At 72.1% G+C, this 13809-nt stretch carries 13 protein-coding genes and 1 pseudogene; 6 read left to right on the top strand and 8 right to left on the bottom strand.

All coding sequences use genetic code 11. The features are described from left to right. Positions 1-5 precede the first annotated feature (5 nt). A complete protein-coding gene (locus ACFY6U_RS25740) occupies positions 6-575 on the top strand; it encodes a hypothetical protein (RefSeq protein ID WP_390041849.1) in 570 nt (189 codons plus the stop codon). 30 nt (positions 576-605) lie between these two features. Here ACFY6U_RS25740 and ACFY6U_RS25735 read toward each other — a convergent pair whose 3' ends face one another. After that, positions 606-1436, bottom strand: coding sequence for a helix-turn-helix domain-containing protein (locus tag ACFY6U_RS25735; protein WP_390041847.1), 831 nt, complete (start codon positions 1434-1436; stop codon positions 606-608). Positions 1437-1539: 103 nt separating this feature from the next. Between ACFY6U_RS25735 and ACFY6U_RS25730 the strand changes: the two genes are divergently transcribed. After that, entirely contained in the window at positions 1540-2136 is a 597-nt protein-coding gene (locus tag ACFY6U_RS25730; protein ID WP_390041846.1) for an NADPH-dependent FMN reductase, read from the top strand. Here ACFY6U_RS25730 and ACFY6U_RS25725 read toward each other — a convergent pair. Continuing rightward, entirely contained in the window at positions 2124-2624 is a 501-nt protein-coding gene (locus tag ACFY6U_RS25725; protein ID WP_390041844.1) for a DUF2165 domain-containing protein, read from the bottom strand. The two genes, ACFY6U_RS25730 and ACFY6U_RS25725, sit on opposite strands and share 13 nt — an antisense overlap. A 149-nt stretch (positions 2625-2773) precedes the next feature. Between ACFY6U_RS25725 and ACFY6U_RS25720 the strand changes: the two genes are divergently transcribed. Continuing rightward, positions 2774-4195, top strand: coding sequence for an aminotransferase class V-fold PLP-dependent enzyme (locus ACFY6U_RS25720; protein ID WP_390041843.1), 1422 nt, complete (start codon positions 2774-2776; stop codon positions 4193-4195). Positions 4196-4218: 23 nt separating this feature from the next. On the opposite strand, the gene ACFY6U_RS25715 is transcribed toward ACFY6U_RS25720, so the two are convergent. Together ACFY6U_RS25715 and ACFY6U_RS25710 are read right to left on the bottom strand one after the other, a co-directional pair. Beyond that, positions 4219-5928, bottom strand: a complete 1710-nt coding sequence (locus ACFY6U_RS25715) for an ATP-binding cassette domain-containing protein (protein ID WP_390041842.1) — start codon at positions 5926-5928, stop codon at positions 4219-4221. A gap of 25 nt (positions 5929-5953) precedes the next feature. Continuing rightward, complete coding sequence (locus ACFY6U_RS25710) at positions 5954-6355, bottom strand: hypothetical protein (protein ID WP_390041840.1); 402 nt, start codon at positions 6353-6355, stop codon at positions 5954-5956. Positions 6356-6560: 205 nt separating this feature from the next. Here ACFY6U_RS25710 and ACFY6U_RS25705 point away from each other — a divergent pair, with 205 nt between their 5' ends. Both ACFY6U_RS25705 and ACFY6U_RS25700 read left to right on the top strand, forming a co-directional pair. After that, positions 6561-8948, top strand: coding sequence for a tetratricopeptide repeat protein (locus tag ACFY6U_RS25705; RefSeq protein ID WP_390041838.1), 2388 nt, complete (start codon positions 6561-6563; stop codon positions 8946-8948). A gap of 68 nt (positions 8949-9016) precedes the next feature. Further along, on the top strand, positions 9017-9487 hold the full coding sequence (locus ACFY6U_RS25700; RefSeq protein ID WP_390041837.1) for a hypothetical protein: 471 nt from the start codon (positions 9017-9019) through the stop codon (positions 9485-9487). Here ACFY6U_RS25700 and ACFY6U_RS25695 read toward each other — a convergent pair. Together ACFY6U_RS25695 and ACFY6U_RS25690 are read right to left on the bottom strand one after the other, a co-directional pair. After that, positions 9468-9668: a DUF397 domain-containing protein gene (locus ACFY6U_RS25695; protein ID WP_390041835.1), complete on the bottom strand. Its 201-nt coding sequence runs from the start codon at positions 9666-9668 to the stop codon at positions 9468-9470. The genes ACFY6U_RS25700 and ACFY6U_RS25695 overlap by 20 nt on opposite strands. Positions 9669-9691: 23 nt before the next feature. After that, a pseudogene (locus ACFY6U_RS25690) lies at positions 9692-9865 on the bottom strand (Scr1 family TA system antitoxin-like transcriptional regulator); the annotation flags it as partial. A gap of 149 nt (positions 9866-10014) precedes the next feature. Here ACFY6U_RS25690 and ACFY6U_RS25685 point away from each other — a divergent pair. Beyond that, positions 10015-11133, top strand: a complete 1119-nt coding sequence (locus ACFY6U_RS25685) for an ADP-ribosylglycohydrolase family protein (RefSeq protein WP_390041834.1) — start codon at positions 10015-10017, stop codon at positions 11131-11133. A 17-nt stretch (positions 11134-11150) separates the two neighbouring features. Here the strand turns inward: ACFY6U_RS25685 and ACFY6U_RS25680 are convergent, their stop codons facing one another. Next, a complete protein-coding gene (locus ACFY6U_RS25680; RefSeq protein WP_390041832.1) occupies positions 11151-12719 on the bottom strand; it encodes a sodium:solute symporter family protein in 1569 nt (522 codons plus the stop codon). A gap of 218 nt (positions 12720-12937) precedes the next feature. After that, the gene (locus tag ACFY6U_RS25675; RefSeq protein WP_390041830.1) at positions 12938-13723 is read right to left on the bottom strand and encodes an SDR family oxidoreductase; all 786 of its coding nucleotides are present in this window, start codon (positions 13721-13723) and stop codon (positions 12938-12940) included. Positions 13724-13809: the final 86 nt, after the last annotated feature.

The raw sequence follows: 13809 nt of genomic DNA, 5'->3' as shown, positions 1-13809 counted from the left end.
TACCCGTGGCTGCCCGACTGCTGCCCTCCTGGGTGTGGGTCACCGGTCTGACGGCGGGGGCGACGGTGGCCGTCGTCCTCCTCGCCGTACAGGCCGACAAGGGGCCGCACCCCACGGCCGCCGCGGTCCGCCCGTCGGCGAGCGCGTCGGCGGGCGCCCACCCCTCCACGTCACCGGCGCCGACGAGGGCCCCCGCCGTGCCGGCGGCTTCCGGCACCGGCCGCCGTATCGTCTACTCGCTGGGCGCCAAGCGGGTGTGGACGGTCGACGCGAGCGACAAGGCGACCCGCACGTTCACGGTGTGGCCGGGGACGGTCAGCCCCGATCCCGGCACCTACACGATCTCCAAGACCCTGGCGGCCACGACCGGGTCGGACGGCGTCCAGATCGAGCACATCCTCTACTTCGCGGCCAAATCGGGGCTGTCGATCGCCTTCTCCAACGCGGTCGACGGCTCCTCCCCGCCGCCCGCCGCCGGCAAGCAGACCAGCGGCATCCGGATGCACACGGCGGACGGCGCGGCCCTGTGGACGTTCGGTACGGAGCCGGACACCAAGGTGACGGTGGTCAGGTAGCCGCCTGGCGTGGCGGTGACCGGACAACCGTCAGGAGATGGCACGGAGCCGCTGAGGCCGCCGGAGCCGCTCGACGGCCTCGGCCGTCTCCGCGTCGGCGGGATGGAGTACGACCAGCTGCTGCGCGTCCTCGGTGACATCGAGCGTCTCGCGCCGCAGCCGAAGCCCGGCCCCCGACGGATGCCGCAGCCGCAGGACCCCACGGGCCGGAACCACGTGCCGGTTGATCCGCCGGGTGAAGTCGGCCCCGGCGGCGGGTGCCAGCTCCGCCGTGAACCACTCGCTGTTCTCCACCGAGGGCCCGAGCCACAGGTCGAAGGCCTGCTCGTCGGCGACGGCGTCCCAGTCGGCGAAGAGCTCCCGCGCGCGGGGGTCGGTGAAGACGTACCGGGTGAGATTGGGCACCTCGGCGTCCAGGAGCCCCGTCCCGCCCATCACCGCCTCGTACGCACCGGTGCGGGCGAGGATGTCACCGAGCCGGTTGGTGACCAGGGCGAGGCCGGGTTCGAGGAGGCGGAGGGTCTCCAGGACGGCCGGCCGCACCGCGCGCCGCGGCGGCGCCGGCCGCGGATGCGCGACGCACTCACCGCCGGTGATCTTCGCGAGGTAGCGCAGATGGGCCCGCTCGGCGGGATCGAGGCTGAGCGCGTCCGCCAGGGCGTTGACGACGGCCACCGACGGATTGCGGTCCCGGCCCTGCTCGATGCGCGTCAGGTACTCCACGCTCACCCCGGCCCGGTTGGCGAGGTCGACCCGCCGCAGCCCCGGCGACCGGCGCCGCCCACGCTCCGGCAACCCCAGCGCCTCCGGCTGGATACTGTCCCGCTTCGCCCGGACGAAGTCCCCCAACGGTGTCCCCATGCGACCGAGGATAGGCGGACCGGAGTTCCCTCAGCGTGGCCCTGCGGGGGCCAGCCTGAGCCCGGTCTGGCTGCGCCGGTGCCGCGGTCGCAGGCTGACGGCCATGGACAACAACACGCACAGGCTGGTGATTCTGGTGGGCAGCGTCCGGGAGGGCCGGTTCGGCCGGGTGGTCGCCGACTGGGTGGCCGAACAGGCGGTCGCGCACGGTGACTTCGACGTGGAGGTCGTCGATCTGGCGGCGTACGAGATCCCGCTGACGTTGCCGGCGGAGTCACCGAAGCACGCGGGCGACGCCTACCCCCGCCCCGCCGGAATGAGCGCACTGACGAGGGCCCTGGCGATGGCGGACGCGTTCGTCATCGTCACCCCCGAGTACAACCACAGCTACCCGGCGTCGCTGAAGGCAGCCGTCGACTGGCACTTCACCCAGTGGACGGCGAAGCCGGTCGCGTTCGCCAGCTACGGCGGCGCGGCCGGCGGCAGACACGCGGTGCTCCATCTGGAGAACGTGCTCACGGAGTTGCACGCGGTGACCGTCCGGGACGGCCTGGCCTTCCCGAACTACTTCTCCGCGTGGCAGGACGGCCGCCCCCTCGATCCAGCGGCCCCCGGCTACGCCAGGACCCTCCTCGACCAGCTGTCCTGGTGGACGGCCGCCCTCCGCGCGGCCCGCGAGGCGGCGCCCTATCCCTCCTGATCCGAGGGGCTCAACTGGACGACCACGAGCGCGAGCCCCGTCAGCACCAGCACCCGGGTCGCCGCCTCCAGCCCGTTCCAGGTCTTGGACTGCCACATGGAGAACCACTCGCCGCCGATCCCGATGAACCCGGCACCGAAGAGGAGGACGAGCATCAGCAGACCGTAGGTGGAGACGCGCCGCGCGCGGACGTCGTCACGGCGTACCCAGAGCCAGGTACCGGCGATCAGCACCAGCGCGGCCAGCGTCTCCCACGCGATGATGAGGACGTAGGCGGTGTTCTCCAGCCCCTTGTCCGTGACGGCCCGCCACATCAGGTCGTCGTCCTTGAACGTCGTGTCCATGGCCAGCACATGCTGGACGAAGGCCTGGTTGGTGCCGAAGTCGGTGATGTTCCCGAAAGCGACCAGGGCGATGTAGAGGGCGACCGTTCCGGTCAGGACGGCAGCGGCAAGCGGAAGCGCACGAGGCGCGTGGGAGGTGGACATGCCATCTCCCTTCCCCGGCACCGTTCCTTCCCAACCCGGCCGTCCACAGCCCCTGTTCAGCTGTTTCCGGGCGGGCCGACGTCGTGCCGCGGCGGCGAACCGCTCGTACGCGGATACCGTTGCCGAAGGTTCATGCGAGGGGGGTCCACATGGATACGGCAGACGTCGGCGGACGCATGCGCGACGCGGAAAACGCCGACGGCTTCGCGGAGTTGCGGACGCGCGAGTTCGGCTACCTCGACGAGGGCGGACACACCTACCTCGACCACACCGGCGCCGGACTCCCCCCGCGCTCGCTCGTCATGGGCAGCGCCCGGCGGATCACCGGCGGACTGTTCGGCAACCCGCACTCCGAGAGCCCCGCCTCCCGCGCCTCCGGGCTCCTGCTGGACGAGGCCCGGCAGGCGGTGCTCCGCCACTTCAACGCCGACCCCGGCGAATACGCCGTGATCTTCACCCCCAACGCGACCGGTGCCCTGCGGCTGGTCGGCGAGGCGTACCCCTTCACGGGCGGCAGCCGGCTCGTGATGTCGCTCGACAACCACAACTCGGTCAACGGCCTCCGGGAGTACGCACGGGCGCGGGGTGCCGCGACCGTGTACGTACCGGGCCTGCACATCGACGAGCGGCGGCTGCTCGCCGCCCTGTCCCCGCCCGGCCCGGGCAAAGGCGCCGGCGGCCTGCTCGCCTATCCGGCGCAGAGCAACTTCACCGGCGTCCAGCACTCACTGGACTGGATCGCCGCCGCCCGGGCGCACGGCTACGACGTCCTGCTCGACGCGGCGGCCTTCGCCCCGACCAACGTCCTTGACCTGAGCCGCCACCACCCGGACTTCACCGCCGTCAGCTGGTACAAGGTCTTCGGGCATCCCACCGGCGTCGGCAGCCTGATCGCCCGCCGCGCGGCCCTCGCCAGGCTGCGCCGCCCCTGGTTCTCGGGCGGCACCATCTACGCCGTCAGCGCCCAGGCCCAGTGGCACGTACTCGCCGCCGACGAGGCCGCCTTCGAGGACGGCACGGTCAACTTCCTGTCGCTGCCGGACGTGACCGCCGGACTCGCCTGGATCGACGGCATCGGCATGGACCGCATACACGCCCACGTCACCGCTCTCACCGGCCAACTGCTCACCGGTCTGCGGGCGTTGCGGCACAGCGACGGCTCGCCGCTGGTGCGGGTGTACGGCACCGACCGCCCCGACGCGGCCCGCGGTGGCACGGTCGCGCTGAACGTGCTCGGCGCGGACGGCCGTGTCGTCGACGAACGCGTCGTCACCCGCGACAGTGCCGCCCACGGCATATCCCTGCGCACGGGCTGCTTCTGCAATCCGGGCGCCGGAGAGGAGGCGTTCGACCTGCCCCTGACCCGGCTGCGCTCGGCGGCCGACACACAAGTCGCCTCACTGGACGAGTACCTGGAGCTCCTGGAGCTGCCGTCGGCGGGCGCCGTCCGGGTCTCCCTGGGCGTGTCGTCCCAGCCCAGGGACATCGAGGCGTTCCTGGCGTTCGTGACGGGCACCTACCGGGACCGGGTGCCGACGGCGGCCGGGCTGGCCGCACGGGAGAGCTGCTGAGCCGGTGCCGTCAAGAAGGGGGATCACCGCCCCGCCCGGCTCCGCGCCGCCCCGTCCCGGCACTTGCGGGCCAGAACCACCCACGTCCAGGCCAGGAACACCAGTGTGAAGCCCGCCAGGATCACCCACCCGCGGCTCGCCGGATGCCCGAACGAATCCCCGTAAGACGCCAGCAGCGGCGGACCGAGCCGCGAGCCGCCCGCCCGCCACAGCGACTCGAGACCCACCCCGCTGCCCAGCGCCTCGAACGCCCACCGGTTGGTCATCGCCCAGCTGATCGCCTTCCCGGCCACCGTCATCCGGGGCACGGGCACGAAGGCGCCCGAGAACAGCACCTGGGGGAAGCAGAGCAACGGCAGCATCAGCGTGGCCTGCCCCGGCTCCGACACCGCCGCCGACGCGAGCAGCCCCAGCGCGAGGGCGGCGGCCGAGGCCAGCACGCTCGACACGAACAGCGATCCGTACGTGTCCCAGCCCGTCGCGGGCAGCCGGTCGAGGGCACGCAGCACCACCAGCAACAGCCCGTCCGCGACCGCGAGCACCGGCAGCATGGTCGTCAGCTTCGAGGCGACGTAGGGCCCGATCCGCAGCCCCGCGAGCCACTCACGGCGCAGGACCGGCAGCTCGGTGCAGATCTGGAGCAGGCCGTACGTCAGCCCGAAGAAGAACGCGCCGAACGCGATCCAGAACATGATCATCGCCGAGGAGCCCGGATCCGGTGCCGCCGGATCGAACGCGCCGGCCCGGAACAGCACCGCGAACATCGCCACGATCATCACCGGCGAGCCCGTGAGGACGGCGACCGAGAGCCGGTTGTGCAGCATCAGCGCGGTACCGCGCCGGGTCAGCAGCGCCCACTGGCGCAGGACGCCGACCCGCCTCGGTCGCCCGGCCGGTGACACGGCATCAGGAATCCCCGGGGTGTCGCCGCCTCCGGACCGTTCGACGCGTGCGCCGCCCGCCACCGCCTCGTACACCTCCTCCGCGGTGCCGACCCCGAAGGCCTCGAACAGGGCGGCCGGGTCGCCCGCGTACGCGACCTCGCCACCGGCGGAGAGGAACACGACCTGGTCGGCGCGGAGCAGATCGGCGAGGACATGCGTGGTCAGCACGACGGTGGTGCCGTCCTCGGCGAGTGCCCGCAGGGTGCGCAGCAGGGCCGCGCCGGTGACCGGGTCGAGCCCGGACGTCGGCTCGTCGAGGAAGAGCACCCGGGGCCGGGTGAGCAACTCGACCGCGATACTGGCCCGTTTGCGTTCGCCGCCGCTCAGCGCGCGCACGGGGGTCTCCGCCCGCTCCGCCAGACCGAGCGTGACCAGTACCCGGTCGACGGTCTCCAGCACGGTCCCGGCCGGCGTTCCCGGAGCCATCCGCAGACCCGCCGCGTACACCAGAGTGCGGCGCAGCGGCAGTTCGCGGTGGATGATGTCCTCCTGCGGGACGAACCCGAAGTCCGGCCCGGGCGGCCCGGGGGGCGCCCCGTCGTGCAGCACGTCGCCGCCGCTCGGCGCGCTCAGTCCGGCCAGCGTCTGCAACAGCACGGTCTTGCCCGCACCGCTGCTCCCGGCGATCACCGTGAGCTGCCCCGGGGCGACATCGACGGATATGTCGTTCAGTATCCGTCCGCCGTCACGGACCTCCCGGCTCACCCGACGCGCTCGCAGGCGCAGGCCGTTGACGGAGGGGCCGGGAGCCTCGACGGACGCATGCGGCTGCGGGGTCGGTGTCGACATGCGTGCAGCATGTCAGGTGACTCCGCTACCGGGAGGGGCTCGGCGCGGAGCCGTGCACCGGCCGCCGTCGGATCGTGAGCAACAGCGCGGGTCCGGCGCCGAGGACGAGCAGGCCGACGGCCAGCAGCAGCCACGGGTCGAGCAGGCCCTCGGTGCAACTGCTGCCGCCGGCCGAGGCGGTGCAGTAGGTGCCGGGGCCGTGCCGGTTGAGGTAGGCGAGCAGGAACAGCGGCAGGCTCGCACCGGACAGCAGGCCGGGCAGACCCCGGGAGCCGTCCCGGCGCGTGGCCAGTACGACCGTGCCCGCCACGGCGATCGGCAGGACGAAGATCCCGACCGACAGCACGGTGAGGAGGGCGAGCAGGTAGCAGGCTCCGGTCAGAAACCATCCCGCGAAGAGCAGCCAGGCACGTCTGTCGCTGGTCATGCCGTCTTCTTTCGTCTGAAGACGTCCAGGAGGGAGGTGACCCTCCCGGCACCGTCGTACGATCGGTTTGAGCAGTCGCTCAAAAAATAGGAGTCATCGGAAGCCTTCGGCAAGAGGGCAGAACCAGCCAGTGATCCAGGCGGCTTCGTCCGGGCCCAGCGGTCTCTGCCAGACTCACCGTGGGCCGACTGCGGGGGAGGCACGGATGGGGCCGACACGGCCGTCGATGCAGGAGCTGATCGGGCGGCGCCGCAGGGCCGGGTTCGTCGGCCGGACCGAGGAGCGGGCCGCGTTCCGGCGCAACCTCCAACTGGCGCCGGAGGACGAGCGGCACCGGTTCCTGTTCCATGTGCACGGCATTGCCGGCGTCGGGAAGAGCCGCCTGGTAAGGGAGTTGGAGCAGATCGCCCGGGAGGCCGGGGCGCTGACCGCGTACGTCGACGAGGGCGTGGCCGGCGTGCCCGAGGCACTGACGGTGATGGCACGTCAGTTCGCCGTGCAGGGGCGGCGGTTCAGGGAGCTGGAGCGGCTGCTGGCCGCGCACCGGGAACGGCGGCACGAGGCGGAGGCCGCCCTGGCGATGGGCGGCCCTGAGGAACGGGAGGGGCCGTCGGCGGGGAGCCTGGCCGTGGCACGGGCCGCGCAGGTCGGGCTCGGGATGGTCCCGGTGGCCGGTGCCTTCGCCGTCGCCCTCGACACGGACCGCCTCGCCCAGGGCGCCGACCGGCTCCGGGCCCGGTTCCGCAGCCAGGAGGACGCCCAACTGGTGCTGTCCCCCGAGCGGGTGCTCACCCCGGTACTCCTGACGGAGCTGGCGGCCGTGGCCGACGCCGTGCCCTGGATCGTCCTGCTCCTCGACACCTACGAGCGCACCGGCCCGTTCCTCGACCCCTGGCTGCACGACGTGATGACCACGGACCGGTACGGCGCGCTCCCCGCCAACGTCGTCGTGGTCACCTCCGGCCAGCACTCCTTCGACACGGCCCGCTGGGGCAGCTTCGCGGACTTCAGGGCGGACCTGCCGCTCGGCCCGTTCACGGAGGAGGAGGCCCGGGGGCTTCTCGCGGACAAGGGGGTGCGGGACGAACCGGTGGTCGCCGAGGTCCTGCGGCTGACGGGCGGGCTGCCCGTGCTCGTCTCCACGCTGGCCGAGTCCGGGCCCGTCGGCCCCGGGGAGGTGGGGGACCCGAGCGCCACGGCGGTCGACCGGTTCCTGAAATGGGAGCGGGACCCGGTACGGAGAGCGGCCGCGCTGGCGTGCGCGCTGCCCCGGCGGCTCGACGAGGATGTCTTCCGCTCCGCCGTGGACTGCCCCGAGGACCAGGCGGGCGCGCTCTTCGCATGGCTGCGGGGCATGCCGTTCGTCAGCGAGCGCGGGGGGCGGCTGCAGTACCACGACGTCGTACGGGCGCCGATGCTCCGGCTCCAGCGACTGCGCTCACCTCAGGGCTGGGCCGAGCGGCACACCCGGCTCGCCGAGTCGTACGGCAGGCGGCGCACGGAGACCGAGGCCGACCTGCGTCCGGAGGAGCTGTGGGCGGACGAGGGCTGGCGGGCACTCCGGCTGGGCGAGTCGTACCACCTGCTGTGCGCGAGACCCCGCGCCGCGCTCTCCGGGGCTCTGGCCGATGTCGTCGCCGCCTGCGCCTACGGCGACGACGCCGTACGGCCCTGGGTGCGGCTCCTGACCGAGGCGGGCGAGGACGCCGACGCCGAGGCCGTACGGCCCTGGGGCGGCGACCTCTCCGGGGCGCTCGCCGGGGGCGGGCTCGCCGGACTGCTCCGGCTGCTGCTCGGCCGCGCCCGCGGCGACGAGCCGTGGCGGGCGACGGCCTGGGCGCTGCGCGCCGACGCGCTCGCCCGGGACGGCGACCACGAGCGGGCCCTGGAGGACTACGACCGCGCCCTCGCCCTGGACCCTTCCCTGGTGCGGGCTCACCGCGGCCGGGCCGTCACCCGGGGCGCAGCGGGCGACTACGGGGGCGCGCTCGCCGACCTCGACCGGGTGCTCGAACTGGAGCCGGACAACCCGTGGAACGTCATCCTCCGCGGCGAGCACCACCGGCTGGCCCGCCACCACGACGCGGCGGTCGCCGACCTGAGCGAGGGCATCGTCCGCAACCCCACCAGCGAGTTCGCCTGGGCCTCCCGAGGCGCCGCCCACGAACGCCACGGCGACCTCGACGCCGCCCTCGCCGACTTCGACCGCGCGCTGGCACTCAAGCCGGACTACGCCTGGGCCCTCGCCCGCCGCGCCCGCGTCTGGCGCGGCCTCGGCGACCAGCCCCGCCGCCTCGCCGACCTCGACCGCGCCCTCGCCCTGCAACCCGACTGGGCCTGGGGCCGCTGCGAACGCGGCGACGCGCTGCGCGTCAACGGCCGCGACGAGGAGGCCCTGGCCGACTACGACCGCGCCCTCGAACTCGACCCCGGCTACGCGTCGGCCTACGCGAGCCGGGGCGTGTCCCTGTCCAACCTCGGCCGCCACGAGGAGGCCCTCGCGGACCTGGACCGCGCCCTTGCGCTCAACCCGGAGTATCCCTGGGCCCTGGACCACCGGACCGCGGTCCGGCAGCGCATGGGAGATGCCTGAACTCGCCTTCCGGACACGGAAGATGCGCAGTCTGGACCCCGCCTTCTGGGCGCCCGTACCCTGCCGGTATGCAGCAGTGGGGGACGCTGGCGGTCGCCGTCCTCGGCGCGATGTCCGGAATCGCCGCGACGCTCATGACCGACTCGGTCCGCTCCCGCCGCGAGGCCGCACACCGTCGCGACGAGCACCGGCGCAGCACCTACGTCCGCTACCTCAACGCCCTTGAGCGGACCCACAGCCGCATGACCATCGCCGCCTTCCAGCCCGGGTCGCGCGGACGTCGGGACTTCGCCGTTCACCAAGCGTTCCACAACGATCCCCAGCACGCGGACCCGAAGTCGTTGCTGAGCGAACTGGAGATCATCGCGTCCGAGCCGGTGGCCGTGGCCGCCCGAGCGGTGCTGCAGCAGCTGCGTCAGGTGAGGGACACCCTCGCCACCCGCGACTTCGACGCCGAGTCCGAGGAGTACCAGGAGGCGATGCAGCCCTACCGCGAAGGTCTGGCCGAGCTCAAACGGGTCATGCGCGGGGACGTGTAGGGACACCGCAGACGAAAGCCGCCCACGAGAACTCCCCGAAGGCGAGGCGGGCGCCCTCCTTGTCCTTGGAGTCGCGGACGTGGACGGTGGTGTCGGCGGGGGATATGGCCACTTCCACGCACTCGGGGCCGTCGTTGCTGCTGTAGCTGCTCTTGAACCAGTTCAGCGCGGTGGGGGTCATGCCTGTTCTCCCAGCAGTGTCTTGCCGTCCCGGAGCTTCACCAGCTGGAGCGAGCCGCCCATACCCGCGTGGTCCTCGCGGTCCGTGGGCATCGCCTGGATCGTGACGTGCCTCAACTTGCCGACTTCCAACAGGTGGTCGAGTTGTTGCCGCAGCACCAGTCTCCCCCCGATGGGTCGCCGCAGCGTCACCTCTTCGTCCGATCTGGCCTGGCCGAAAACCGTCCACTAGGGACCACACAACCCACACTTCGCATACCTAACTGTCCCCTGAACGGACCGTTCCCGGTCGATTACAGTGCAGTGCGCTCGTATGTACGGACGGTGCCCGTGAGGAGGTCGTGGTGGTGAGTGTGACGTCGGGTGCCGTCTGGGGCCGTGTCGAGCAGCAGGACTTCCGGAGCCGGGTGCGCGGGACGCTCCTCGGTACGGCCGTGGGGGACGCGCTCGGCGGGCCGGTGGACGGGCTGACGCTGGAGGAGATACGGGCCGCCTACGGGCCCGAGGGGCTGGTCGATCTCGGGTTCGGGTACGGGCGGCGCGGGACCGTCACTCATCACACGCAGCTGACTCTCTTCACCGTGGACGGGTTGATAAGGGCCCAGGTGAGGAGGGACACCGGAGCCTGGCATCCGCCCACCGACCTGCACCGGGCCTATCTGCGGTGGGCGGCCACCCAGCGGGACTGGGGGCCGGACGAGCGGCGGACGGAGGACGGGTGGCTGGCGCGGGAGGAGTGGCTCTACGCGCGGCGGGAGCCGACCCGGTCGCTGCTGCTCGGGCTCGGGGACGAGCGGATGGGGACGCTGGAGGCGCCGAAGAACCCGGATGACATGGGGCCCGAGGCCGTCGCGCGGTCGGCGCCGTTCGGGCTGCTCGTCGGGTGGGAGCCGCAGCTCGTCGTGCAGCTCGCCGTGGAGTGCTCGGCGCAGACGCACGGGCATCCGACCGCCTGTCTGTCGGCCGGTGCGTACGCGGTGATCGTGCACGGACTGGCGCGCGGCCAGTCCCTCGACGGGTCGGTCCAGCAGGCCCTCGCCCTGCTCGCCGCCCGGCCGGGGCACCAGCCCGTGTCGGACGCGTTGCAGCACGCGCTCGGTGCCGTACGGCAGGGGATGCCCTCCCCGGCCCGGGTCGAGGAGCTGACCGGGGACGGGGCGGCGGACGGGATGCTGGCCGCGGCCGTGTACTGCGCGCTGGTGGGGGAGGACGTACGGCACGGGCTGTCTCTCGCCGTCAACCAGGCCGGGCCCTCCGCCGTCGCGGGTGCCCTCACCGGCGGCCTCCTCGGCGCCCTGCACGGCGAGACGGCCCTCCCGCCGGCCTGGGTGGCCGAACTGGAGGGCCGCCAGACCGTCCTCGAACTCGCCGACGACTTCGCGATGGAGATGACCCAGGGGCCGGCCCTGCACAACCCGGCGGGTGCTGCTCCAGGGTGGCTCGCGCGGTATCCGCGGGGCGGCTGAGCCCTCCGTCGGTACCCCTACGGTGCCGGCACGCCCTCCCCGGCTCCCGCTCCGGCCCCGGCGGGCACCGCGGTGGCAGCCGCGCCGTCCCCGTCCGTGTTCACGGTCTCGATGATGGCCAGGCGTTCCGGGGTGTCCTCCGGCTTCAGGTAGCCGATGAGGATGTAGAGGACCAGGGAGACGGCCAGCGGGACCGAGACCTGGTACTGGAGCGGGACCCCGCCGTCGACGTTCCAGTTGATCGGGTAGTTGACCAGCCAGAAGGCGAGCAGGCCCGCCGCCCAGCTGGTGAGCGCGGCCGTCGGGCCGGAGCGGCGGAAGGGGCGGAGCAGGCCCAGCATCATCGGGATCGCGATCGGGCCCATCAGGCCGGCCACCCACTTGATGACGATGGTGATGATGTCCTTGAAGGTGGGGGAGTTGACCTGGGTGGCCACCGTCATGGACAGGCCGAGGAAGACGACCGTGGTGATGCGGGCCGCGATCAGGCCCGAGCGCTGGTCCCAGGCCCGCGCCCGCTGCGAGAGGACCGGGGCCACGTCACGGGTGAAGACGGCCGCGATGGCGTTGGCGTCGGAGGAGCACATCGCCATCGTGTGGGAGAAGAAGCCGACGATGACCAGGCCCAGCAGACCGTGCGGCAGGAGCTGTTCGGTCATCAGGCCGTAGGAGTCGGAGCCGTCCGGCTTCTGGGCGTGGACCAGGAGCGGCGACATCCACATGGGGAAGAACAGGACCACCGGCCAGACCAGCCAGAGGGCGGCGGACAGGCGGGCGCCGCGCTCGGCCTCCTTCGGGCTGCCCGTCGCCATGTAGCGCTGGGCCTGGTTGAGCATGCCGCCGTTGTACTCGAAGAGCTTGATGAAGAGGAAGGCGAGCAGGAAGACCGTGCCGTAGGGGCCGACCAGCGGCTTGTCGTGGCCGTGCAGGGCCGGCTGGTCGAAGGCGTCGAAGATGCCGATGCCCTTGTCGTTCAGCTTGAGGACGACGGCGACGAACATCGAGATGCCGGCCAGCAACTGGATGGCGAACTGGCCGAGTTCCGTGAGCGCGTCCGCCCACAGGCCGCCGATCGTGCAGTAGACGGCGGTGATCGCGCCGGTGATGAGGATGCCCTGGTTCAGGGTCACCCCGGTGAAGACGGAGAGCAGGGTCGCGATCGCCGCCCACTTCGCCGCCACGTCCACGATCTTCAGCAGCATGCCGGACCAGGCCAGCGCCTGCTGGGTGGAGAGGTTGTAGCGGTTCTTCAGGTATTCGAGCGGGGACGCCACGTGCAGGCGGGAGCGGAGGCGGTTGATGCGCGGCGCGAAGAGTTTCGAGCCGATCGCGATGCCGAGGGCGATCGGGAAGGACCAGGTGACGAACGAGGTCACGCCGTAGGTGTAGGCGATGCCCGCGTACCCGGTGAACATCACCGCGCTGTAGCCCGACATGTGGTGCGAGATGCCGGACAGCCACCACGGCATCTTGCCGCCCGCGGTGAAGAAGTCACTGACGTTGTCCACGCGTTTGTGCGACCAGACGCCGATCGCGACCATCACACCGAAGTAGCCGATGAGCACGGCCCAGTCGAGCCCGTTCATGCGCCCCCCTTCCAGGGTCCGCCTACTGAACTCCGCTCAGCTGGCTGGCACTTCGCATAAGCGGAGTGGGAACGGGGAAGGCCGCGAAGTGCCCGCTCATCGTGGGTTCCGTTACGCGGGCACGACAAGCGGGCGTAAGGTCAAGGGAGAGTAAAATCGTTCGTCTTCCTGACCTTGATTCATGAGTATGAACAGTGGGAGTGGCTGGAACCAGTCCCTCAGCGCATCAGCTCCCCCGCGTTGACCAGCAGCGACTGGCCCGTGACGGCCCGCGCCCGATCCGAGGCCAGGAACACCGCCGCGTCCGCCACGTCCCCGTCCGTCGCCAGTTCGGGCAGTGCCATCCGCCCGGTCAGCCGGCCCAGCACCTCGTCCTCCGGCACCCCTTCCGTGTGCGCGGTGAACTGGACGTACGCCTGCACCGGCGGCCCCCACATCCAGCCCGGCAGTACGGTGTTGACCCGGATCCGGTACGGCCCCAGCTCCCGCGCCAGCGAGTACATCGCGCTGGTCAGCGCACCCTTGGAGGCGGCGTACGCGGCCTGCTTCACCTGGGTGGGCGCGGCGACGGCGGACTGGGTGCCGATGAAGACGACCGCGCCGCCCCCCTCCTTGAGCCCCGGCAGGCATGCCCGGGTCATCCGCAGCGTCCCCAGCAGGTTCACGTCGATCACCGACGCCCAGCTCGCGAAGTCCGCGTCCTCGACCCCGCCGAAGTAGGAGTCCCAGGCGGCGACATGGATCACCGCGTCGATCCCGCCGAACCGCTCCCGGGCCAGCGCGGCCAGCGCCTCGCACTGGCTCTCGTCGGTGATGTCGGTGGGCCGGTACGTGGTCCGGGTGCCCTCCGGATCGATCCCGGCCGCGCTCTTCGCGAGGTTCGCCTCGGTCCGCGCACCCAGTACCGCGTTCCCGCCGTCCCGTACGACGGCCGCCGCGACCTGATGTCCGAGTCCGGCGCCGACTCCCGAGACGACGACGGTCTTGCCTGTGAGCAGCGACATCGATGACCTCCGGTTCGCCCACTGTGTCTGACGGTCCGTCAGGGTAGGGGTGGGTGCGGGAGGGTGGAAGGGGGGAGGGACGGCGG

This window comes from Streptomyces sp. NPDC013157 (assembly GCF_042899865.1).
Lineage (GTDB): Bacteria > Actinomycetota > Actinomycetes > Streptomycetales > Streptomycetaceae > Streptomyces.
The sequence above is the reverse complement of the archived record's forward strand: the minus strand, read 5'-3'. Positions and strand labels throughout refer to the sequence as shown.

Coding starts and splice junctions, on each gene's coding strand:
- ACFY6U_RS25735 (WP_390041847.1), bottom strand. CDS start 1,436: ATGGGGACACCGTTGGGGGACTTCGTCCGGGCGAAGCGGGACAGTATC.
- ACFY6U_RS25730 (WP_390041846.1), top strand. CDS start 1,540: ATGGACAACAACACGCACAGGCTGGTGATTCTGGTGGGCAGCGTCCGG.
- ACFY6U_RS25725 (WP_390041844.1), bottom strand. CDS start 2,624: ATGTCCACCTCCCACGCGCCTCGTGCGCTTCCGCTTGCCGCTGCCGTC.
- ACFY6U_RS25720 (WP_390041843.1), top strand. CDS start 2,774: ATGGATACGGCAGACGTCGGCGGACGCATGCGCGACGCGGAAAACGCC.
- ACFY6U_RS25715 (WP_390041842.1), bottom strand. CDS start 5,928: ATGTCGACACCGACCCCGCAGCCGCATGCGTCCGTCGAGGCTCCCGGC.
- ACFY6U_RS25710 (WP_390041840.1), bottom strand. CDS start 6,355: ATGACCAGCGACAGACGTGCCTGGCTGCTCTTCGCGGGATGGTTTCTG.
- ACFY6U_RS25705 (WP_390041838.1), top strand. CDS start 6,561: ATGGGGCCGACACGGCCGTCGATGCAGGAGCTGATCGGGCGGCGCCGC.
- ACFY6U_RS25700 (WP_390041837.1), top strand. CDS start 9,017: ATGCAGCAGTGGGGGACGCTGGCGGTCGCCGTCCTCGGCGCGATGTCC.
- ACFY6U_RS25695 (WP_390041835.1), bottom strand. CDS start 9,668: ATGACCCCCACCGCGCTGAACTGGTTCAAGAGCAGCTACAGCAGCAAC.
- ACFY6U_RS25680 (WP_390041832.1), bottom strand. CDS start 12,719: ATGAACGGGCTCGACTGGGCCGTGCTCATCGGCTACTTCGGTGTGATG.
- ACFY6U_RS25675 (WP_390041830.1), bottom strand. CDS start 13,723: ATGTCGCTGCTCACAGGCAAGACCGTCGTCGTCTCGGGAGTCGGCGCC.